The organism is Cupriavidus sp. CuC1 (assembly GCF_044627735.1).
Lineage (GTDB): Bacteria > Pseudomonadota > Gammaproteobacteria > Burkholderiales > Burkholderiaceae > Cupriavidus > Cupriavidus ulmosensis.
Genome location: NZ_JBIUHC010000164.1, coordinates 1 through 22117 on the forward strand (window position 1 = coordinate 1; position 22117 = coordinate 22117).

Sequence of the window (22117 nt, forward strand, 5' to 3'; positions counted from 1 at the left end):
TAAAAGCACTTTTCCGTTGCGCTATCTGAAGTCTCCGTGCCGTCCCACACGCAACACTTCAGAACATACCAACAGCATGCATAAGAGTTCTTATGTTAAATCATAAGCGTGTGAGCGATTGGGAGACGCCCATGGACTCCGACGACCCCAGCGCGGGAGGCATTGGAGCGCGGCGTGCCTGCAGGCCTAGTCCCCCGATTACGCCGAGCGTCAGCTCCAGTTCCTGAGGTCAGCTCCAGTTCCTGAGTCAACGCCTAGACGACGCTCGGCAGACTTCGCTCGGCAGACTTTCCTGCAGTTCGGCCGGCAGTTCCGCCACCAGCTGGTACTTGGCCAAGGCATGGGTTCGCTCGACCACCCAGCGGACTTTGCCAAGCCCGCTGCCGTGGGGCTGGCCACGCGATCGTCGCCTTCCTCTCCGATCTCTCAGCGGGCACCGCTGCGAACCGCTCGCGTTGTCGCCCCAGTAGAACCACACTCTAGGATCGCAACAAGCCCCCTTGCGATATGCTCTATATGTTCATTAGCGCGTTGCGAAGTCAGCCGGCTACCAATTCAGTTGCACATTCCGCTCACCCATACGCAATGTGGTGTGTTTATCTACACCGTTATAGGTTGCCACGATCTGATAAGTCGCCCTAGGCGCTTTGATGAGGCAGCGTGGCCCAGTCGAACGAAAGGATGCAACTTCGACGCCGTTGCGCGAAAGTGTGATGGCAACGTCAGATAGATACTCGCCGCGCGCGCCTTCGGTGAATAGCAGACCCATATCAAAATCCTTCGACTCCGACTTGAGCGCCTGCTGCTCGTCCTCGCCAACGCCGCCGCAAACGTAGCTGACTGGGCCTATGGTCTGACGAGCAAGATCGGCTGCATGTGCACTGGGGCCGGCGAATACTGTAATGACGCCGACCACAATGGCACAGAGGCTGCCCTGCCAGGGCTTCGGACTGCATATATGGCGCCATATATGACGAATTGCTTGCATGGATAATCTCCAACTAGGTCCATATAAATTGGACGGATCATCATTGAAATTGTTCTACCTTATTTTTAAATAGAAAAATGTGATTAAAGTACTGTGTTTAGAATTAATAATATGCTTTAGTATCTTTTCGATCGGTCGATTTTCTGATAAGCGTTTCGTTGCGCACTTTGATTTCTCCACCTCGTCGCCGACGGCTCCCCCATCAAATTGCCGCAGTGGTTCCAAGTCACGTTGAATAGCGAAGACCGTTCCCTCGACGTAACCGTTTGACTGCCAGCGTTCTTGACGAGGGTGATACTTTCAGGCGACGTTCGGGCGAAGCTCCTCAGCCACGGCCCATGGCAGCAGTTCGCTGACGCGATTGACGGTGTGGTCGGCGATGCGAGCAATGACGTGTCGCAGTTAGGCCTCGGGATCGAGACCGTTCAGCTTGAATGTGGCCACCAGCGAAGAAATCGCCGCGCCGCGTTCGCCGCCACTGTCGGAGCCGAAGTGCAAGAAGTTCTTTCGACCGAGAGCAACGGCCCGCAACGCGCGCGCTCCGCGGCGTTGTTGTCGATCTCGACGCGACCATCACTGGCATACAGTCTTAGTGCCGTCCACTGATTCAATGCGTAACTAATGGCCTTCGCGGTATCGCTTTTGTACGACACCTTGCTGAGCGTCGAGCGTAGCCTCAAGCCATTGCAGGTAAGACTTCGCCAGTTCGGATCGGCGGATCTCTATATCGTCGAAGGTAGTCATTTAGGCATTGTCGTTTTGACGACAATGAACGACAGCGAAAGTGGCGTGCGCCTGGCTTGCCTCAAGAAACCAAGCCAAGAAACGCCGGAGCGTGCTTAACCGAGCGAGGGGCGACATCAAAATCCTTTCGGCTCGTACATCGACCGGATGAGCGGATCGAACTGCGGGCGAATGGCACCGCGCAGCTTGCCCCACAGGCTTATCCCGTTGCGCGGCGGTCGAATTCCGCTGCGCCCTCTCCCGCCGGCCCTGGCTTGAGTTTGGTGTGCGTCGCGGTGGCCTCCGCTTCTGCGCCCGGCCTGCAGCCGCGCCCGCTCCTCGGCGCGGCCACGGCGGTGTCCCGCGCCCCCGCTTGCACCGCCGCCAGTTCCTTGCTCAGAGCCGCCACCGTTTGCTCGACCTTCTGGCGCAGCGCGCGCTCCTGGTCAATCTCGCGCGGCGCTCGGTGGCGCGGGCCAACTCCTGCGCCACTGCGACCTGCTCGTGCGCGTGTCCCAGCTCCGTCGAGAACTGGGCATCCCCGTGCTTGTCACGAGCTGAATGCGCCCTATTGCATCCTGAATTTAATAAATACTAGTTACATCAGATTTAATTTATTCTAAATTCTTTGCTCGGAAGTTAGCGGCCAATTCCTAGGCGGTCCACATGACAACCAGACGACACCGTTGCAAATACCGCACGCAAGCACAAATATAAATTCGAAAACCTTTCGAAACGCCGATAATGTTGCAAGGCACAAGACCAAGCACACGCGCAGCCCCTTGAAACGTCGCCGCCCGGTATTGGCCCGCACAAAAGCAGTGCATTGGCCAAAACTACCTGTCGGAATTCGACGATGTCGGCGCTGCATATAGCGGTGATGTTGCGATGTCAGTAGCCGCAGTCGGCTGCCCTATCGCTGATCCACAACACGGCCCCTTCGAAGCACGACCGCGTATGCGATTCCCCGCCCCCTTCGATTCGAAGGTTCCCAATGGGCAATGGATTTTTTAGCTGGTGCTGTCCTTTAGTCCAATTTTTTCGATCGTTGTGCCACAGGAGCTATCGTGATGAAATCGCTTCGTACCCTTACCATTGCTGCCTTTGCGGTCGCTGCTCTTTCTCATACTGCGCTGGCCGCCGATGCGCTGCCCTCCTTTGCTGGCGACCTATCGCTGACCTCAGTGTCCGGCCTGTCGTCGGGAGCCTTCATGGCAGTCCAGTACCAGGTCGCATACTCCGGCTCGGTAGTCGGTGCCGGTGTGGTAGCGGGGGGGCCGTATTATTGCGCGGCTGGGAACATCCTCAACACGACGATTTGCATGGGGCAGGTGCCGTTCGTGCCGCCGAATCCAGCACTGATGGTAGCCGCCGCGACGGGTTTTGCGTCGCTCGGCCAGATCGACCCGCTATCGAATTTGCAGAAGGCCCGGGTCTATGTATTTAGCGGAACCAAGGATACTGTCGTCTACCAGCAGGCAGTCGACGCAACAGTGTCGTTCTTCAAGGAGGCCGGCGTTCCTCCGTCTAACCTGCAGTACGTGAACAACGTGGCAGCCGGCCACGCATTCATCACACCAGCGTTCGGCAACGTGTGCTCCGATAACGCCTCTCCATATATCAGCCATTGCGCGGTCGGCAAGCAAAAGTACGATCAGGCCGGCGCGTTGCTGCAGCAGATCTACGGCACGCTGAACAAGCCGGCGAAGAGCCTGTCAGGGAGAATCGTACCGTTCAACCAGCGCGAATTCGCGACGACCGCGACAGGCATGGCGGATACGGGCTTCGTCTATGTGCCAAATTCATGCGCTCAGGGAGCAGTGTGCAAAGTCCACGTGGCATTCCATGGGTGTAAGCAGTCCGAAGCCGTTGTCGGCAATGATTTTTACGCGAAGACGAACTACAACTACTGGGCGGACACTAACAACATCCTTGTGCTGTACCCGCAGGTGAATGCGTCTACGGTTCCCTTTAATCCGCAAGGCTGCTGGGACTGGTTCGGTTATACCGGCCCCGATTACGCGCTGAAATCGGGGTCGCAATTGAGCGCAGTCAACGCCATGGTCGGCCGGCTGCTCTCGAAGCCGTAGTGCACGGCGGCCGCCCACATAAATTATTGAACGATCGTTCAATGTATGGTGCCTATGGATACCCTAGGAGAGGGGCGGTCACATCATCGGGTAAGCTTCGAACGGCGTCCGCGCACAGGTGGCGCAGCTTGCCCAGAGCGTCAATTACCGGGTGTTCGCCGGTGGCTTGCCAGGGCAGCTTGGCGACGGCCACCAGTAACGCGCGCACGGGCCTGATGGCGTCGATCAGCCGCTGCCTGATCGCAGACGACCGGCTCGGTGTGCGCTGAGTGCGCTTGGCGGCCACCGACTGGGCCAGATGCGAGCGCAGCTCGGCATCTGGAATACTCCCATCGCTACTCAAGCTGGCCAGCTCGGCGAGCAGTTGCCGGTACTGTGCGGCCCAGTCGATGGGAGCCTTCACACCCTCGGCGCTCTGCCGCGCTCCCCCTCAGCGACTGAAGCGGAAATTGGCTCACCGGACGCCAAGCCGGTCATGGTCTTCATCACTCAACCGGCCGGCCGTGGCGAGCACGGGTGGACAGTCATCCACGCCGCTGAACGAATGCAACTCCTCCCTAAGCAGCCTTTTCGGGCGGCCGCACGCCATTGGTGACGTATTGCCGGATCGCCTCAAGGATGCCCAGATCCAACTCCTTCGCGTCAACCACCCCGAAATGGCTGAGCCACTGTTCCACCAGCCTGGAGCGCTCAGGGTCAGATCGGTCGCCTCCAACAAGTTCTGGATCAGCCGAGCTCAGGCCGGCAGCAACTTCCACTGCGGCCAGTTGGAGCACGGTCGGCGCACCATCCATAAGCTCGCCCATCTGGCGTCCGATCCGGCGATAGTGATCAGATTTGACGTGTGCTTGAGCAGCCGCCTCGTCGGCATAGCGCTCGACAAACACGTATTCACGTGCTTCCTCCGAACGCCACAGGTCGTACGACAGGCACCCGGCTTCCGCGCACGACTCGACGACCAGGCCGGCCGCCAGCGCTTCAAACTCGGCCTCCCGGCCCTCCTTCACCTTGATCTTCGCTACGATTCCACGCATTTCCTTGTCCCCCTGATTGTTCCCAATGTTTAGCCACGCGACAACATTCCCTGAAGTCGCGTCGCGACGATCTCCTCCGCCTGGTGCATGATCCTGTCGATCAGGTCTCCGACCCGGGGAATATCGTGGATGAGCCCGGCGACCATGCCGCAGGACCAGGCGCCCGCGTCGAGGTTGCCGTCCCGCATCACGCGCGGATAAACACCGCCGACCTCTTCGACGATGTCTGAGAAGGTGATGTCCGCCCCCAGGCGCCTTTCCTTCTCCAGTAGGCGCTCGACCCCCGCATTGTTCAGCACACGCTCGGTATTGCGCAGCGGGCGCATGACAAGCCGCGTATCGAGTTCCGTTGCCGCAATGATGGCTTGCTTGACCTTTCGATGTACCGGCGCCTCTTCCGTCGCGACGAAGCGGGTTCCCATGTTGATGCCGGCCGCGCCCATCGCCAGCGCGGCGACCAGCGAGCGGCCGTCTGCCATCCCGCCCGAAGCGACAAAGGGCACCCTGAGTTCGTCCGCGGCACGGGGTAGCAGAATGAAGTTTGGGATGTCGTCCTCGCCCGGATGTCCGCCGCATTCGAAGCCGTCGACGCTGACCGCATCGCAGCCGATGCTCTCGGCCTTCAGTGCATGCCGCACCGACGTGCATTTGTGGATGACCCGGATGCCCGCCTCGTGCAGCGTCGGCAGCCATTGCTGGGGATTGTTGCCGGCCGTCTCGACAATTTGGACCCCGCCTTCGATGATCGCCCGCACATAGCCCGCGTAGTCCGGCGGATTGCGCGACGGCAAAAAGGTGAGATTGACACCGAACGGCTTGTCGGTCATTTCCCGGCATCGCCCGATCTCACGGGCCAAGGCGTCCGAACTTGGCTGCGTCAGTGCCGTAATGATGCCCAGGCCGCCCGCATTCGACACCGCGGCGGCCAGTTCCGCAAACCCGACGTAGTGCATGCCACCCTGAATGATGGGATGCTCGATGCCGAACAACTCAGTGATCTGCGTCTTCATCGACGAAGTTCCTTGTAGAAAGATATTGATTGGTTAGAACTGGTCGGCCGGCAGCGCCATCAGGCAGGCTGCGCCCGTCTCCACACGCTGCCGCAAGGTCGGGACCAGCGGCAGTTCACGCGCGAACCAGAAGCGGGCGAGTTCCAGCTTGCGGTGTAGGAAAGTCCCGTTCTCCGCGTCGGGCAACAGGCCAAGCGCGACGTCCGACATCCGCAGCCACATCCAGGCGCAAGCGACGATACCCATCATGGCCAGGAAATCGCTGGAAGCGGCACCAGCGTCGTAAGGGTTGCGCGACGGGTCAGCAAGCCACTTCGCGCAGGCACGGATATCCTGCGCGGCTTGCCGCAGCGTATCAGCGTGCGCGCGCAACGGCTCGCGCTGTGCCGCCTCCCATGCGGTGGCATCGACCATGTCGAGAAACCCGGCCAGCGCCCGGCCGCCGCCCGCGGGCAGCTTGCGCAGCACGAGATCCAGCGCTTGCACGCCGTTGGCCCCCTCATAGAGCTGGAAGATGCGACAGTCGCGCACGAGCTGCTCGACGCCGTTGTCACGGATATAGCCGTGCCCGCCCATCAGTTGCATGGCGTCGTTGGCCGACTCGAAGGAGCGGTCGCTGAAGAATGCCTTGACGACCGGCGTCAGCAGGCTGCCGATCGCGTTCCGGTCGGCACGCAGTACTTCGTCCGGTTCGCCGAGCAGCGCCGTCACGTGAAGCGCGAGGGCACGGGCGGCTTCGAGGAAGGACGCCTGCTTCAGCAGCAGCCGGCGCACGTCTGGATGAACCACGATTGGGTCCGCCGTGCCGCCTGTGCGATCCTCCGCCTTGGCGGCCCGGCCGGCCAGCCGCTCGCGGGCGTAGTTGGCCGCATGCCCGTAGGCGCGGCTTGCCGACGACAGCGCCTGCAATCCGGTGACGAGGCGCGCCGAATTCATCATGTCGAACATACCGCTCATGCCAGCCGACGACTTGCGTTGCGTGCCGCCCGGCTGGCTCGACCCCCGCAGCGGATAGGCCAGCGCATGCTCGAATGACAACGTGCAGGTCGCGCTACCCTTCAGGCCCATTTTGTGCTCGATCCCGGCCACGACGACGCCGTTCGATCCGCCCAGCATGCCGCTATCGGGGTCCACCACACGTTTGGGTACCAGGAAAAGCCGGACCGTCGACAGGTCGTCGCTGATACGTCCATCCTCGCCCGGGACCTTCGCCAGCACGAGGTGGATGACGTTCTCGGTCAGATCCTGGTCGCCACCGGAAATGAAGATCTTGGTGCCGCTGAGGCGCCAGCTACCGTCAGGCTGCGACACCGCACGCGTCTTCATCAGCCGCAGGTCAGTCCCGCAATGCGGTTCGGTCAGGCACATCGTGCCGGCCCAGCGGCCCGCCACCATCGCCGGGACGACGTGCTCCAGCATCCACGGCTCGCCGGTACGGCGGACCGTCGCATGCGCACCGTCGGTCAGCGCCGCATAGAGGCCGAGCGAATTGCAGGCCGACGCGGAGAACTCGCGCACGGCTTGGTCGATCCCCTCCGGCAGGCCAGCTCCGCCAGATTCCTCTGGAACCGAGACCCGGTTCCAGCCTGCCTCGCACAGCGCGGCGTATCCAGCCAGGTAGCCGGACGGCGTTCTGACCGCGCCATTGTCGAAGTGGCAGCCTTCTTCGTCCCCGGGGCCGTCCAGGGGTGCCCAGACCTTCTCGAAAAAGCGCGCGGCCTGTTCGAGCACCTGTCGCGTGTCGTCCCGCGCCATGCCACCCAGCGCGTGTGGCATGGTGGGCGCGATCACGTCGTGCAACAGAAAGACGTAGTCGTCGACGGGCGCCTTGTAGTTTGTAGACATGGTAAGTCCTTTTTTGATGAATGCGATCGATGGCCGGATGTTGGGCCGGTCAGGCGTCACCCCAGCGATAGCCGAAGTCGAGGGCGAACAGCCGCTTGCGGGCTGTTCTGCGGTCGATGCGCCCGGCTCATGTGTCAGGCCCCTTCGATAAGTCGAACCGCATAGGGAATAGTGAAGGAGCGCAGCGCGCCATCCAGGGCCGCATCGTCGGCTTCAAGCGTCGGCACTCGGATCTCCACGAAGAAGCCGCGGCTGTCCCGGTCTGTGGCCTGCACCTCTGCGCTTCGGCCAATGCCGTCGAGGGCGGCACGGAACATCCGCTCAATGGCGTCGACGCGCAGCAGGTTCTTCTGAATCTTGCCGACTGACGTCTTCGGCATTTCTGGCAGCACGAAACAGTGTTTCGGAATTGCCGCCCGTTCTAGCGTGTGCTCGGCGGCGTACCGTAGAACGCTATCTGCCGAGGCGCTCGCTCCCGGCTTAAGCACCACATAGGCGACCGGCACCTCACCGGCGTGCGTATCGGGCGCACCGACCACGGCGCCGTCCTGGATCGCCGGATGGCCGAACAACACCTCCTCCACCATCTTCGGATCGATGTTGTGTCCGCCGCGGATGATCAGATCCTTGGAGCGGCCAGTGATCCACAGCCAGCCGTCCGCGTCGAAGTAACCGAGGTCGCCGGTGTCCAACCAGTCGCCATCGAACCAGCGGGCAGCCTGCTCCTGGCCCAGATAGCCAGGGAACACCGAAGGCCCGCGCACGACAACGAAGCCCGGCTCTCCACGCGGACAGTCCCGCGCCACGTTTCCGGTGCCGTCCGGCACCACCACGCGGACCTGCTGGTACGGCAAGCGTATACCCGAGCTCCCAACCTTGACCTGTCCGACCCGGGGCGTGATGCAGTTGACCGCAGTGGTTTCGGTCATGCCCCAGCTTTCACGAATGCGGTGGCCGGTCATGCGATGAAAGGCGTCGGCGACGGTAGTCGACAGGGGCGCGGTCGACGAGGCGACGTAGGCCAAGGTCGAGATGTCCGCGCCATCCAGCGGAATCGACAGCAACTGATTCACCAACGTCGGCACGACGGTCAGCATGTTGGCTCGAAAAGCCTCGACGATGCGCCAGAGGTTCGGAAGCACGGACGGATGGCGGAATCCGGCTGACGTCATCAACACGACTGTCGCACCCCTCGCCAGCGGGCTGAAACAGGCGGTCACCGCGCCGGCGACGTGGAAAATCGGGACACCGACCGCTTGCACCTCGGTCGAGTCGAATCCCAACGTGCGCTGCGACGCCCACACCCAGAACACCTGGTTGCGGTGCAGGTTGCGTGCCAGTTTAGGCGCGCCGGTCGTGCCGCCGGTGTGAAAGAGCGAGGCGGTGTCGTCAGACGAGAAGATCCGCCCAGAGACCAGGCGGTCGGAGGGATAGCGCTCGACGGCTTCGGCGAAATCAATGACGGGCACGCCCGCGACCTTCGCCGGACCAGCTCCGCAGATGCGAACTACCGCGGCCAGCGATGGGAGGTCGCGCGCTATGGCCTCGGCCTTGGCCCAGATCTCGGCGTACTCGTCGCCACCAAACGCAACCAGTACCTTGGTCCCCGCCGAGCGGAACATCTGGACGAGGATGTCCGGCTCCAGCATCCAATTGACCGGATTGACGATTCCGGCGGCCTGAGCGCCCCACAGGACGAACTGCGATTCGGGAATCGCTGGCATCAGCACCGAGACGACATCGTCCTTGCCAACGCCGAGGTCGTTCAGCAGATTTGCCGTCTGGTTGACCTTGGCCCGCAACTCGGCATAGGTCACCTCCCGTTCAGTCTCCAAGGGACGGGCGCCGTCGGTGAAGAAGCGGATGGCAACCTTCGATGGGTCGATGGCGCAGCCGTCCATCAGCATTTCGTAGGTGGAGGCCGGCAGTTTGCGGTCCGCAAGCGGGACGCGCTCGAAGTGGGCAACGTCGGCTTCGCTCAACAGGAGGTCGGGGGTCCAGTAGTCTGGCATCGGGGCGTTCATCTTGTTGTCTCCAGTTTCTATATTTTTTTGGGCGGGCTGCACCCCAAGGGCGCAGTCCCCCCTCCGCGCGATGACGTTCGTCGCACGGCGCCGGTTGGTGTCTGTAATCGACGGGGAATGCGCCTGGTAGTACAGCTTGCCATCGACTCCGCGACACATACCGGCCTAGCCGATACTTCCATCTCGAACGTGACTGTCCACGCCACCTTCACGCCGCCCTGCCCTTCGTCAGCCACGTTCTCCAGGACGGCGCGGACGCGTACCTTCGCGCCGACAGGCACGGGGCCGGTAAAGCGGACGCGGTTCAGGCCGTAGTTGACGCGCGCACGTACGCCCTCGAAGCCAGTTATCTGCGCCATCGGCATCAGCATCGGCAGCAGCGACAGCGTCAGGAATCCATGTGCGACGGGACCGCCGAACGGCGACTCCCGCCTCGCCCGCTCGGGATCGACATGGATCCACTAGCGGTCGCCAGTTGCCTCGGCAAACAGATTTACCTCCTGCTGCGTAACCAGCTGCCAGTCGCTCGGACCGGCCTCCTTGCCCTGGAACGCCTTCAGTGCTTCGATTGACGTGAAGGTCTGCATAGTGGCTCCCGTATCAGCGGTCATGGAGGTCAGCCGCACCTCAGCGCCCCTGGAATCGCGCCTCGCGGCGCTCGACGAAGGACTGGATTCCTTCCTTGAAGTCTTCCGTGGCGAAGACCTGCTCGCTCACCCGCGGGATGACGTCGATGGCCGCCTTCTCGCCGTGCTCGATGTAAGTCAGCGCCGCCGCTTTGGTCGCGCGCAGGCCGATGGGGGCGACCTTGCAGATCAGCCGGGCGATCTCCATCGCGCGCTCGCGGTGCCTGCCATAGGGATGGACCTCCTGGACGAAGCCGCAGCGATACGCCTCCTCTGCCGAGAACTCGTCGCACAGGAACAGGTGGTACATCGCGTTGCCCCAACCGGTGCGCGTCAGGTAGCGGAAGTGAGCGCCGCCGAGCGGGGCGATGCCGCGCTTCGATTCGAGTTGGCAGAAGCGCGCGGTATCGGCGGCAATCACGATGTCGGAGGCGAGCATCTGCTCGATGCCGATGGTATAGGTGATGCCGTGGACGACCGAGATCAGCGGCTTTCGGCAGCGCTTTTTGAGGCCGAACGGGTCGACTTGGTCGTCTGGAATCGGCTTGGCCGTGGCAGTCGGGCCGAAGAACTTCGGCATATCGAGGCCGGCCGTTGTGTGCTCGCCTGCCGGGTCCAGCACCGCCACCCACAGGTTGTCGTCGTTGTCGAACTCGGTCAGCCGCTGCGAGAGCTGCTGCATCAGATCCGGCGTGATGGCGTTCTTCTTGGCGGCGTTGTCCAGCGAAATAATGGCGATATGGTCCTCGATCGTCATACGGACTTCGGGCGTGCCTGCTGCGTTGCTCATGGTGTTTTCCTTTGAATCTGGATGGTTTGAATTCGGGTTCGAACGTCTTCAGACCGCGGTCAGGCCGCCGTCGACGGCGAGGATCTGGCCGGTGATGTGCTTGCCCGCGTCGCTCGCGAACAGCAGGGCCGCGCCCTTGAGGTCGTCGTCGTCACCAATGCGCTGCAGAGGCGCCCACTCCGACAGCTTCTCGACGCCCACTTTCTCGATCGTCCCCCTGGTCATCTTTGACGGGAAAAAGCCCGGCGCAATGGCATTGACGGTGACGCCATGCGGGCCCCATTCGCCGGCCAGCGCGCGCGTAAAGTTGACGATGGCGCCTTTGCTGGTGTTGTAAGCAATGGTCGGCTGCCCCTTAGGGCCGTTGCCCTTGAGGCCGGCAATCGAGGCGAGGTTGATCACGCGCCCGAATCGGTTGGGAAGCATCGACAGCCTGCCGATCTTCTGCGTCAGCAGGAAGATTGAGCGCACGTTCAGGTTCATGACCTTGTCCCAGGCGGCCAGCGGGTGGTCGACGGTGGTCGCGCCCCACGTGGCGCCGGCGTTGTTGACGAGGATGTCGACCTTGCCGAGGCGTTCCATCGCTTCGTTGGCGAGGCGTTCAACGTCGTCCTCCACGGCGTTGTCAGCGGCGATCCAGCTTGCGTCGACGCCCAGGCCGGCCAGATGCGCCTGCGCGGATTGAAGCGCGTCCGCCTTGCGCGCCGAGATCACCACGCGGGCGCCCTGCGTGCCGAGCGCCTCGGCGATCTGCAGGCCCAGCCCGCTGGACCCCCCGGTAACGAGAGCCGTGCGGCCCTTCAGGTCGAAAAGATTTGCCACAGCAGTCATTGCGTCTCCTTGATTGTGGGTGGAACTCGTCACAGCACTTCGATCAGCCCGGCGGCGCCTTGTCCGCCACCGATGCACATGGTCACCACGACGTACTTCGCGCCGCGCGGCCTGCCCTCGACCAGCGCGTGGCCGGTCAGCCGCGCGCCGCTGACGCCGTAGGGATGGCTCACTGGAGGTCCTCTCCAGGTTTGACGCTCTGGTGGTTCTGATTGGCTGTCATCGGCCCCGGGCTCAGGCGGGGGCAGCGGTCCGGACGGGCGCCCGTTGCAGGAAGCGCCGGAAAATTTCCTGTGCCTCGGGCGACTGCCGCAGGGTGTCGAACACGACCGTCTCACGCTGGAGACTGTCCCTGACCAGCATCTCGGTCGCCTCGCGCACCAGTCCGCGCGTCGCCATCAGCGCCTGGCGCGGCTTGGTGGCGAGGCACTTGGCGATCGACAGCGCCTCCGCCGCGACTGTCTCCAGCGGCATCACGCGATTGACGAGTCCAGCCCGATGGGCTTCGGCGGCGGGAATGGTGGTGGCCAGCAGCAGCCATTCGGTCGCCTTGTTGCGGCCCACTACCTGCTGCAGCAGCAGCGTGGAGGCGAATTCTGGGCACAGCCCGAGGTCGACGAACGGGAAGCGGATGCGGGCGTCGTCAGAGGCGACGACGTAGTCGCAATGCAGCAGCACGGTCGCCCCGATGCCGACCGCATGCCCGCAGACGCAGGCCACCATCGGCTTGCGCAGTGCGATGACCGCGCGCAGGAACGACATGGCGGGCGACTCCTTGTGTTCGGTGGCCTGTCCATTGACGAACAAGCCGATGTCGTTGCCGCTGCTGAAGTTACCGCCCTCGCCACGGAGCAACACGACGCGGACGTCATCGCGACAGTCCGCCTCGGCGACCGCGTCGGCGAGCGCCGAATACATCTGCGCGGTGAGCGCGTTCTTCTTCGCCGGCCGGTTGATCGTCACGACCAGCACGCCGTCGTCCAGGTGCAGCAGCACGTCTGCCGTCATCGTTCTCTCCTTCGTTCCGTCTCGTGTGGAGTCGTGTCGTTGAAGAGAGTTTGGACGTCCGGCGCGAATCCGGCTGTCGGAACTTGCCCTACGCCTTGTCAGCGTTTTCTGAAGATGAGGGATGCGATCAGTCGATCAGCCGATGTTCGACGGCATAGCGCGCCAGCTCGGCGTTGCTGCAGACGCCGATCTTCTTCAGGATGCGTGAGCGGTAGGTGCTCACAGTCTTCACGCTCAGGAACATCTGCTGGCCGATATCGGTCAGGCGGATACCGCGCACGATCAGAAGCATGATCTCGTACTCGCGCGACGACAGTTGCTGGTGTGGCGCCACGTCGCTGACCCGGTCAAAGCCGTCGAGCAGGCAGCTCGCGACGGCGGGCGTCAGGTAGCGCTTGCCCTTCTCCACTTTGCGGATCGAATCAACCAGTTCCATCGCGTCCATGTCCTTGGTGACATAGCCGGAGGCGCCCGCCTGGAACGCACGCAGTGCGTACTGCTCGGCAGGGTACATGCTCAGCACGACCACCGGCATCGTGGGGCGCTCGGCGCGCAGCGAGGGCAGCATATCCAGGCCACTGCGTCCCGGCATGTTGACATCGAGGAGCGCCACGTCAAAGGGCTGTTCGCGCAGGCGGCCAAGCGCTTCGTTCGCATCGCTGGCTTCGGCCACGACATCGAATCCGTCCTGCTCGGCAAGCAAGCGTTTTAGGCCCTGGCGGAAGATCGTGTGGTCGTCGATCAGCAGCAGGCGAATCATGGCTGTCCTCCGTCGATGTGAGCGCCGGGATTGGCGCATTTGTTGGTGTCTTCGTTGACGCCGGACGCGACCGGCACGCCGAGTCGCACGCGCGCGCCGGAGCGGGGTCCGGTGTCGAGGACGAGTATGCCGTCGAGCTCGCGTGTGCGTTCCTGCATGCCCAGCAGGCCGAGATGGCCATCGGCCGCCACACGATCGATGTCGAAGCCGAGGCCGTTGTCCGAGATTTCCAGCTCAAGGCGATCGGCCACCCAGTCAAGGCTCACGGTGACTTCGGTAGCTTTGGAATGCCTTGCGACGTTGGTGAGCGCTTCCTGGAAGATCCGGTAAATGCCGATCTCACGGTTATGGTCCAACCCTCGCGCGGCGCCCGTGGCGCGAAAGCGGGTGGCGATACCGTAGCGCCGTTCGAACCGGCCGAGGTCGAGGCACAGCGTGTCATGCAGGCCCAGATGGTCGAGGGCGCCCGGGCGGAGTCCTTCGGAAATTACGCGCATGGCTTCGATGGTCTCCTGCGTGAGCTGGAGGGTCTGGGCTGCGGTCAGCGCCAGCGAGGCAAGCGCCGGCGCCGCCGAGCCACCTTGCCGCGCCCGTGGCGCGCGACAGCGGTCCAACGCCTCGATGCCCCGCGACAGCCGCGACAGGTCAAATTTGATCGCCGTCAGCATGCCGCCGATCACGTCGTGCAGCTCGCGCGCTACGCGGTGGCGCTCGTTCTCGCGGACGTTGTTGGCGCTTGCGACCAGCTCCTGCAAGCGCTCGCTGGCCTCGACCAGCTCGGCGCGTTGCCGCTCGCGCTCGGTGATGTCGATGCCGAGGCCGACGATTGCGGGGCGGCCGTGGAAGATCACGCGCGTGCCATGAATCTCGAAGCAGCCTGGGTTGCGGGACGAGGTCCGGCGAATGACGAACAGCTTGGAAGCGCCAACGCCGCTGATCTGGCGCTCGTACTGGGCCATCAGCGCACCGCGTTGCGAGGGGTTCGCCACGTCGCAAAGCCGGGCGCCGAGCAACTTCTCGCGCCTGAGACCGCACATGCGCGCGAAAGTCTCGTTGACATAGCGGAAGCGGCCGTCCTGCAGGATGTAGATGCCGGCGATGGACTGCTCGACGATGCCCTTGAAGGGGACCTCGTAGTCGTCCAGGTCAACGTTCAGCTCGTCCGGTTCGGCCATGGCAGCTACCCGCTATCTGAATGATGGTTGTCATGCTAGAGAATGACGAGCACAATGCAGAAAGTCAAGACAAGAACATGGGATTTGACAGATGGGACACTCACAGGCGGACAAAGCGCAAAGCAGGAAGCGCATCCTGGAACAGGCCGCGGAGCAGATTCGGGATGGCGGACTCGAATCCGTCAGCGTCGGCAAGCTGATGCGTAGCGCCAACCTGACGCACGGCGGCTTCTATGGGCACTTCGAGTCCCGCTCCGACCTGCTGCTGCACGCGCTCGAACGCGCGCTGGATGCCGGGAATGCCGCGTTCGATGCAAAAAACGGGAAGGCGTCGGTCGAGTACAGCGCAACGGTACGCAGCTACCTGAGCCGCAAGCACCGCGACGCGCGCACGACCGGCTGCGCAATCGCTGCGCTGGCGGGCGACGTGGCGCGCGCCGACGAGTCGGCGCGCGAGGCGATGTCGGCCCACATCGAGCGGTTCATCGGCCGGATGGATGCCGCGCTGGGCGGGGACGATCCGGACAAGGCCGTGTTCTCGGTCAGCGCCATGATCGGGGCTCTGGTGGTGTCTCGGGTGATGGCAGACGAAAAGCGCTCCGACGCAGTGCTGGCGGCGGCGAAGCGGGAGTTGCTCGCTTTGCAGCAAAAGGAATGAGCCACGCCGCCGCGATCAGGACGGCCCATGGGTTACTACGGGTTACTTGAGCGCCTGGCCATGGGTGCGCTCATAGACGGTGGTTAGCGTAGCGACCCTGACTCCTGCCTCGAATACTTCGAAGTCGCACTGGCACAAGGTGCCAAGCTGTTGACGCCGCACGGGCGAAACCGTTAAGGCTTCCCGCACCCGTGCACTCTGCCCAAAATAGCGGATGGTGAGCCATGCTGGACTTGTTGCCGCTTCTCCCTGAGAGTACTTGTCGCATAGTCGGGCCACCGCGAGGCACTGTGCAATGTCGTCGTCATGCCATGTCGTCACTGGCAGCATTCCGCTACGCCATGGCATGTAGCTGTTTGACGGTAGCTCGCCATCCAGGACAACATGCGCGCGACCTACGATAGCCCCCGCCTGCCTGAGTTCGGCCAACCATCGCTGCTGCCGACCGTCCCCGTGCTTCAGACGTGCGTCGACGTCGCATCTGCCCTCATACAATGGCCCGCCAACGTGGGCTGTCAGCATGACCGGGCTGAGTGCGCCGCACGTCGACTCCATCACAACACTTAGCAACAGCTCCGCCATACCCGGCTGTCCAACGGTTGCGCGTGGCGCCTGCCCTTGTTGTACGATTCGCAATGTTTCCCTAGACGCTCGTGGACCGGACGACGTGGAATCCATTTCTCCCTCCTGCCCTGTTGCAGGCGCCGCCAAGGCGCTTACTGGTCTCGACTATAGCGAAGAGTTATCTAGAAGAGCGATATTGGGGAAAATAGGGAAAAATCTGACACGGATTCGTCGTTAACGGGGGCGCTTCAGAAACGGACAATATTGCACGCTAAGCTTTCGGGAGCCCGGCCAGAAGCTGGCTACCGGGTGGCAAAGGCCTGATCCATCTGGCGCGCCCGCTTGACCTCATCGCTTTGCAGATAGATCGAGGTGGTGGCCACCGACGCGTGTCGAAGGTTATCGCGTCTTCAGGTCGTTGAACACCTTCATCCAGAACTTTGCCCTTTCGGTGGTCTCGATCCACAGGCCCAGGATGTCACGCGTGCCATCCCGCTCGGATTCAACCGGTCGATGCAACGAGGATCGCTGGCGCCAAGGCACGGCGTCTATCCGTGCGGCCCCGCGATACAGATCCGCTTAGGAACTACTCTGACACAAGGCTTGCCGGATCTGCCGTACCGCCTGCAGCAATTTCGGCCGCAGCTCCTCATGCAAGCGGGAGAGGGGGAAGTAGCTGGCAGCGCCGGCAAGACTGATCGCCATAAGCGGCAAGCCACGGCCCGGGGAGAACGGCACCGCGATACCGTGCACTTCCTTTACCCACCCTCCCGCTGAAGTCACGCATCCCGTGGATTGATACTCGGTTACGGATTCCTGGATGCCCCGCTCCACGACTGGCCATGTAGTCTCATCGAGTTCCTTGATCCGCTCCATCAGATCGGCGCGCTCGGCTGGGGTGGCGGCGGCGAGCAACGCCCGGCCGGCGGCGCTTGTCCCCAGCGGAATCCGGGAACCCACATCGAGGTTGAGGGTGATGATCGACGTGCTACGGCAGCATTCGAGGTACAGCGACGAGAGTCGGTCACGCGTGACTAACGCCACGACGGACCCAGTTTCCGCAGCCAGCAGCTGCATGTATGGACGTGCCACCTGGCGAACGTCGAGGTTGGCGAGCATGGAGCTGCCGAGCGCGCCGGTGGCCGTACCGAGACGATACTTGCCAGTTTCGGGCACCAGGTGGAGATAGCCGAGCCTCGTCAGCGTGTATGTTAGACGAGTAATCGTCGACTTCGGCAGGCCACAGCGCTCAGCAATCTCATGATTGGCAAGGAAGTTGTCGCCCGAATGGAAGCAACTCAATACTTCCAGCCCACGCGCCAGCGCCGTGACAAAATGCCTGTCCTGGCCTTCGCCGAGCGATGATTCCTCCTCAGGCTCATCGGCAATAGCGGGCGGCGCCATTCCTGGATTCTTCTGGATTGATTTCGGCATCGTGTTGATTGTCTTTCCGACCTGTTCTGTTTCCACCGGCTAACCGCGGACGATAGCATACTCGCCTAGGCTTGCGCCGCGTGGTTTTCCGCTTTGTGCTTCTCCGCCATGGATTCGACCAGCAGCGCCCGCTGGTATCCCGGCCTGGCTTTCAGCCGCGCGAGGTAGCGCGTGACGGATTCCGGAAACTCGTCCTGCAGACCGTTCATGGCGGCGAACTGAACGGCATAACCGACCGAGATGTCCGCCGCCGTGAAGCGATCCCCGCAGATGTACTCGTCGCTGGAGACGATCGCATCGACGCCCCGCAAACGCCCCAGGAAGAAGCGCTTGTAGTCCACGGCGGCCTGCGGCAGCTTGCGTTCCTCGGGTTCGAGGCGGGAGTACCGCATGAAAATCGCAATGGGAAACGTCAGCGTTGCTTCCCCAAAACTCAGGAAATTCAGGTACCGGCCGTACGCGGCCTCATCCGGGCGCACGCTGAGACGCCCCGATGCATGGACCTCCGCGAGGTACTGGCAGATGGCGCTCGACTCGGTCATCTTGACCGCGCCATCGATCATGCAGGGGACCGTCCCGAGCGGGTTGACGGCCAGATACGACTTGGCCAGGACGCGCGGTGGAAAGGGCAGCAACTGCAGCAAATAGGGAAGCTGCAGTTCTTCGAGCATCCATAGCGGCCGGAAGGACCGCGATCTCGCACAGTGATATAGCTCAATCATCGCTGACACTCACTCGGCCTCGAACGCCGAACGCGGGGTACCCTGCCCGGGCTTCTGGCCGTTGCCCACCGATGCCCACTCGCGCAGCGTCGCCTTGGCCAGCTTGCCGATGCCGATTCGAGGCAGCTTTGCCACTACATGGATTTCTACCGGAATCTTGAACTGGGACAGGTTGCGCGTGCAATGCTCGCGGATGGTGTCATGCAATGCCTCAACCTGTTGACCCGAAAGCTCGGACGAATGGCCGACAAAGGCGACCACGGTCTCCCCCTGCATGTCGCACGGCTTGCCAACCACCGCCGCCTCCCGGACACCGAGCACTTTCAGGATGGCGGCTTCCACCTCGGCGGCCGAGACGTTCTCGCCGCGGACCTTGATGACGTCCTTGACCCGATCGGTGAACGCGTACCAGCCATCCTCATGAAGACGAACACGATCGCCGGTCTTGAGGTAGCCCTGGTCGTCGAATGCGGCCTCCGTGGCCGCGCTATCGCCATCGTATTCACTGAAGACCGACAACCCGCGGCGTCCCCTGACCAGCAGATGGCCCGCTTCACCGGGGCGCACTTGCCGTCCGTCATCGTCGACCACCTTGACATCGTAGTAGAGGCTCGGACGTCCAATGCCTCCCGTCAGGGAACCTTGCTCGGGGTTCGAAACCAGTACCTGGATCAGCACCTCGGTCATGCCCCACCCTGCGACCATCCCCACCTTGTAGTGCGCCGCCGCGGCGTGGTCGTGCGTGGAGGTTACCCAGAGGCGAAACGCATGCGCCGGCACCGGCTCGCTGCGCAATGCCGCGAGGGTGAAGTGAACATGAGAGCCGACCGTGGCGTTGTGTTTCATGACCACCGGCCAGTACCGGCTGCGCGAAAAGCCCGGTTGCAGGACGATCGTCCCGCCCGCCCACATGGTCGAGAAGAAGCACCACGAGAGCCCGACCACATGGAACAACGGGAGAAACAGCACATGCGTGTCGTCCTCGCGAAGCCCCTGCTGCCGGGCATTCACTTCCGCCGCCCAGAGCACGTTGGCGTGGGTCCACACGACGCCCTTGGCCCGCGAGGTCGATCCGGTGGTGAACATCACCGAAGCGGGTGCGGACGGATCCGCTGGGCGTTGCGCAAGCGCGTCGCCCAGCAGCGCGGAAAAAGGCACCATCGATGCGACCGCCCTCTCCTGTGCGGGATCCACTGGCACGTGATCGACAACGGCAACCCATGACAGGCCGGGACAGTGCTCCGCAAACAGCCCCGCGAACTTTGGCTGAGTGACGGCGCATACCGCGCCGGTGGCCTGTGCAAAGTACTCAAGTTCCGGTCCCGCGGAGAGCGGATTTATCGCCACGCATACCGCCCCGGCCCAGGCGCAGGCGAAGCGCATCAGAATCGTCTCCGGACAGTTCTCCATATGCACGATCACGCGCTCACCCGGCTTCACGCCACGCTGCGCAAGGCCGCCCGCAAGCTTGCGGACCGTGTCCAGGAAACCGAGATAGGTATAGGTGCGCGACGGTCCTTCGAAAGGCTCCCATACCAGGAGAGGGTGCTCACCGCGACGGCGCGCAAGCTCAACGATCCAGCTCGCGATGTCATAGCCGTGGTAGGGATTTGCCAGGTCTGCAACCGATTGACCGACTGTCAGCGACGTCATCTTTGTCTCCTCGCGCCGGGCCTCGTGGATGACCGGCCTGGTCGCGCTAATGGTTTGCATCGCAGCTTGCAAGTCTGCACTGCAGTCCACTATACTGCCCCTCGGTTTGCAAGACAAGTGAACGTTGGCACAGGTCTAGTTGAATCCAGCATTCTGTCGCCATCATAATGTTCTGCACTTCGGTTTATAGAACCGTTTTGTGCAGACAAAGGGGCTCAACCAACCTGAGGAACCGGATCCGTATGCGCCAGGCCGTCATCGTTTCAACCGCACGCACGCCCATCACCAAGTCACATCGTGGGGAGTTCAACCTGATGCACGGCCCGTCGCTGGCATCGCATGCGGTGCGCGCCGCCGTCGAGCGCGCGCGGATCGACCCCGAATCCATTGAAGACGCCATTCTTGGTTGCGGCTTTCCTGAAGGTATCGCGGGCAGGAATATCGCCCGGCAAACGGTCGTGCGCGCGGGCCTGCCGCTGGGTATTGCCGGCACCACGATCAACCGCTTCTGCGCCTCGGGATTGCAGGCGATCGCCACCGCTGCCGGCCAGATCGTGGTGGATGGCGCGTCGGCGGTCATCGCCGGCGGCGTCGAAAGCATCACCGGCATCCAGGCACACCCCGACGCGGAGAGGCACCTCGACCCCTGGGTCGTCCGGCACAAGCCGGATCTCTATCTGCCAATGATCGATACCGGCGATATCGTTGCCACACGCTACAAGATCTCGCGCGAAGCCCAGGACCAGTTCGCGGTGGAGAGCCAGCGCAAGACGGCAGCCGCGCAACTTGCCGGCCGATTCGCGGAAGAGATCGTGCCGGTGACGACCACGATGTCCGTCATGAACAAGGAAACCGGCGAAACCAGCGTCCGCGACGTTACCGCCAGTGCCGATACCTGCAATCGCCCGGGCACGACCTATGAGTCGCTGGCCAGGCTCGCTCCCGTCAAGGGAGCGGATCGCTTTGTCACGGCCGGCAATTCCTCGCAGCTGTCGGATGGCGCGGCGGCATGCGTGCTGATGGAGGCCGGGGATGCCGAGCGCGCCAACCTCGATCCGCTCGGCGCTTTCAAGGGCATGGTCGTCGTCGGATGCGAGCCCGACGAAATGGGCATTGGCCCCGCGCTCGCCGTCCCTAGACTGCTTGCGCGGCATCGGCTGACCGTTGGGGACATTGGCCTGTGGGAACTCAATGAGGCGTTCGCCTCGCAGGCCATCTACTGCCAGCAGCGCATCGGCATTCCCGATGACCGCCTGAACGTCAATGGCGGCGCGATATCGCTTGGGCATCCGTATGGGATGACCGGGGCCCGGCTGGCCGGACACGTACTGATCGAGGGACGGCGACGCGGAATTCGCTATGCTGTGGTGACCATGTGCATCGCCGGCGGCATGGGCGCTGCCGCGCTGTTCGAAGTGTTCTGACGCCGGCCAGGCCAGACGGCACGCCAGACCACCACGCTGAATGACTCGACACACACCAGAGGGAGACAATCCATGCATGCACCCACTGTGCAATTCCTGCTCGATTTTGGCAGCCCCAATGCCTACCTGTCGCACAAGGTGATTCCGGCAATCGAAAGCCGAACCGGCGTCACCTTCGAATACGTCCCGATTCTCCTGGGCGGACTTTTTCGGCTGACGGGCAACCGCTCCCCCGCGGAAGCCTTCGCCGGCATCAAGAACAAGCAAGCATTTGCCCGGCTGGAAACGCAGCGATTTGTCGACCGCCACCATATTGTCGGCTACCGCTCCAACCCGCATTTCCCGGTCAACACGCTCCAGATCATGCGGGGCGCCGCGGCGGCCCTGATCGAAGGCGGGTTCGAGAAATACGTCGACGTGGTGTTCTCTGCGATGTGGGAACGCGGCCTCAAGATGGACGACCCGGCCGTGATCGAGGCGACGCTGAATGAAGCGGGTCTCGATGGCGCACGCATGCTCGCACGCATTGGCGACCAGGCGGTCAAGGATCTCCTGCTTGCCAATACCCAACAGGCCTTCGAGCGTGGGGCCTTCGGCTCGCCAACGTTCTTCGTCAACGACGAGATGTACTTCGGCAAGGACCAGTTGCGTGACGTCGAAGAGGAAATTCAACGCGTTCTGGCCCAATACTGTTAACAAATTCGAATTTGTGTTAACTTTCAAGCCTCTGCAACAACAAGAAGAGCTTGAAGGATGGC

General features: G+C 62.7%; 19 protein-coding genes and 5 pseudogenes. 5 read left to right on the plus strand and 19 right to left on the minus strand.

Annotated features, from left to right (window positions below; genetic code table 11):
• Window positions 1-547: 547 nt before the first annotated feature.
• Together ACGLHR_RS42140 and ACGLHR_RS42145 are read right to left on the minus strand one after the other, a co-directional pair.
• Window positions 548-988 (minus strand): hypothetical protein, encoded by a 441-nt coding sequence (locus ACGLHR_RS42140; RefSeq protein ID WP_400101815.1) that lies wholly within the window; start codon window positions 986-988, stop codon window positions 548-550.
• 300 nt (window positions 989-1288) lie between these two features.
• Window positions 1289-1653 (minus strand): annotated as a pseudogene (locus tag ACGLHR_RS42145) (transposase); the annotation flags it as partial.
• Here ACGLHR_RS42145 and ACGLHR_RS42150 point away from each other — a divergent pair.
• Together ACGLHR_RS42150 and ACGLHR_RS42155 are read left to right on the plus strand one after the other, a co-directional pair.
• Window positions 1610-1831 carry a hypothetical protein gene (locus tag ACGLHR_RS42150; RefSeq protein WP_400101846.1) on the plus strand — a complete coding sequence of 74 codons (222 nt, stop codon included), beginning with the start codon at window positions 1610-1612 and terminating at the stop codon, window positions 1829-1831. The pseudogene ACGLHR_RS42145 and the gene ACGLHR_RS42150 overlap by 44 nt on opposite strands.
• Before the next feature lie 950 nt (window positions 1832-2781).
• Window positions 2782-3801, plus strand: coding sequence for a depolymerase (locus ACGLHR_RS42155; RefSeq protein ID WP_400101817.1), 1020 nt, complete (start codon window positions 2782-2784; stop codon window positions 3799-3801).
• Window positions 3802-3853: 52 nt separating this feature from the next.
• Here ACGLHR_RS42155 and ACGLHR_RS42160 read toward each other — a convergent pair whose 3' ends face one another.
• The 12 genes and pseudogenes from ACGLHR_RS42160 to ACGLHR_RS42215 form a co-directional block, all read right to left on the minus strand.
• Window positions 3854-4204 (minus strand): hypothetical protein, encoded by a 351-nt coding sequence (locus tag ACGLHR_RS42160; protein WP_400101819.1) that lies wholly within the window; start codon window positions 4202-4204, stop codon window positions 3854-3856.
• 154 nt (window positions 4205-4358) lie between these two features.
• Window positions 4359-4835, minus strand: coding sequence for a putative quinol monooxygenase (locus tag ACGLHR_RS42165; protein WP_400101820.1), 477 nt, complete (start codon window positions 4833-4835; stop codon window positions 4359-4361).
• Window positions 4836-4864: 29 nt separating this feature from the next.
• A complete protein-coding gene (locus ACGLHR_RS42170) occupies window positions 4865-5845 on the minus strand; it encodes an NAD(P)H-dependent flavin oxidoreductase (RefSeq protein ID WP_400101822.1) in 981 nt (326 codons plus the stop codon).
• A gap of 33 nt (window positions 5846-5878) precedes the next feature.
• Complete coding sequence (locus ACGLHR_RS42175; RefSeq protein WP_400101824.1) at window positions 5879-7690, minus strand: acyl-CoA dehydrogenase C-terminal domain-containing protein; 1812 nt, start codon at window positions 7688-7690, stop codon at window positions 5879-5881.
• A gap of 134 nt (window positions 7691-7824) precedes the next feature.
• Window positions 7825-9714: an acyl-CoA synthetase gene (locus ACGLHR_RS42180; protein ID WP_400101826.1), complete on the minus strand. Its 1890-nt coding sequence runs from the start codon at window positions 9712-9714 to the stop codon at window positions 7825-7827.
• 137 nt (window positions 9715-9851) lie between these two features.
• Window positions 9852-10301, minus strand: a pseudogene (locus tag ACGLHR_RS42185) (MaoC family dehydratase); the annotation flags it as partial.
• Between the two features lie 40 nt (window positions 10302-10341).
• Window positions 10342-11130 carry a crotonase/enoyl-CoA hydratase family protein gene (locus tag ACGLHR_RS42190; protein ID WP_400101828.1) on the minus strand — a complete coding sequence of 263 codons (789 nt, stop codon included), beginning with the start codon at window positions 11128-11130 and terminating at the stop codon, window positions 10342-10344.
• A gap of 48 nt (window positions 11131-11178) precedes the next feature.
• On the minus strand, window positions 11179-11961 hold the full coding sequence (locus tag ACGLHR_RS42195) for an SDR family oxidoreductase (RefSeq protein WP_400101829.1): 783 nt from the start codon (window positions 11959-11961) through the stop codon (window positions 11179-11181).
• Window positions 11962-11990: 29 nt separating this feature from the next.
• Window positions 11991-12134: pseudogene (locus ACGLHR_RS42200) on the minus strand (acetyl-CoA C-acyltransferase); the annotation flags it as partial.
• Between the two features lie 61 nt (window positions 12135-12195).
• Window positions 12196-12969, minus strand: coding sequence for an enoyl-CoA hydratase (locus tag ACGLHR_RS42205; RefSeq protein WP_400101831.1), 774 nt, complete (start codon window positions 12967-12969; stop codon window positions 12196-12198).
• 127 nt (window positions 12970-13096) lie between these two features.
• Complete coding sequence (locus ACGLHR_RS42210; RefSeq protein WP_400101832.1) at window positions 13097-13729, minus strand: response regulator; 633 nt, start codon at window positions 13727-13729, stop codon at window positions 13097-13099.
• Complete coding sequence (locus ACGLHR_RS42215) at window positions 13726-14904, minus strand: PAS domain-containing sensor histidine kinase (protein ID WP_400101834.1); 1179 nt, start codon at window positions 14902-14904, stop codon at window positions 13726-13728. The genes ACGLHR_RS42210 and ACGLHR_RS42215 overlap by 4 nt, the downstream gene beginning before the upstream one ends.
• A gap of 91 nt (window positions 14905-14995) precedes the next feature.
• Here ACGLHR_RS42215 and ACGLHR_RS42220 point away from each other — a divergent pair, with 91 nt between their 5' ends.
• On the plus strand, window positions 14996-15562 hold the full coding sequence (locus ACGLHR_RS42220; RefSeq protein WP_400101836.1) for a TetR/AcrR family transcriptional regulator: 567 nt from the start codon (window positions 14996-14998) through the stop codon (window positions 15560-15562).
• An 866-nt stretch (window positions 15563-16428) separates the two neighbouring features.
• Here ACGLHR_RS42220 and ACGLHR_RS42225 read toward each other — a convergent pair.
• The 5 genes and pseudogenes from ACGLHR_RS42225 to ACGLHR_RS42245 form a co-directional block, all read right to left on the minus strand.
• Window positions 16429-16533 (minus strand): annotated as a pseudogene (locus ACGLHR_RS42225) (integrase); the annotation flags it as partial.
• Window positions 16529-16618 (minus strand): annotated as a pseudogene (locus ACGLHR_RS42230) (transposase); the annotation flags it as partial. The pseudogenes ACGLHR_RS42225 and ACGLHR_RS42230, both read right to left, overlap by 5 nt.
• Window positions 16619-16705: 87 nt before the next feature.
• Window positions 16706-17596, minus strand: a complete 891-nt coding sequence (locus tag ACGLHR_RS42235) for an IclR family transcriptional regulator (protein WP_400101838.1) — start codon at window positions 17594-17596, stop codon at window positions 16706-16708.
• Window positions 17597-17625: 29 nt separating this feature from the next.
• Entirely contained in the window at window positions 17626-18282 is a 657-nt protein-coding gene (locus tag ACGLHR_RS42240) for a glutathione S-transferase family protein (RefSeq protein WP_400101839.1), read from the minus strand.
• Window positions 18283-18291: 9 nt separating this feature from the next.
• Window positions 18292-19935 (minus strand): class I adenylate-forming enzyme family protein, encoded by a 1644-nt coding sequence (locus tag ACGLHR_RS42245; protein WP_400101841.1) that lies wholly within the window; start codon window positions 19933-19935, stop codon window positions 18292-18294.
• 242 nt (window positions 19936-20177) lie between these two features.
• Between ACGLHR_RS42245 and ACGLHR_RS42250 the strand changes: the two genes are divergently transcribed.
• Together ACGLHR_RS42250 and ACGLHR_RS42255 are read left to right on the plus strand one after the other, a co-directional pair.
• Window positions 20178-21359: an acetyl-CoA C-acyltransferase gene (locus tag ACGLHR_RS42250; RefSeq protein ID WP_400101843.1), complete on the plus strand. Its 1182-nt coding sequence runs from the start codon at window positions 20178-20180 to the stop codon at window positions 21357-21359.
• A gap of 72 nt (window positions 21360-21431) precedes the next feature.
• Window positions 21432-22055: a 2-hydroxychromene-2-carboxylate isomerase gene (locus ACGLHR_RS42255; RefSeq protein WP_400101844.1), complete on the plus strand. Its 624-nt coding sequence runs from the start codon at window positions 21432-21434 to the stop codon at window positions 22053-22055.
• Window positions 22056-22117 lie beyond the last annotated feature (62 nt).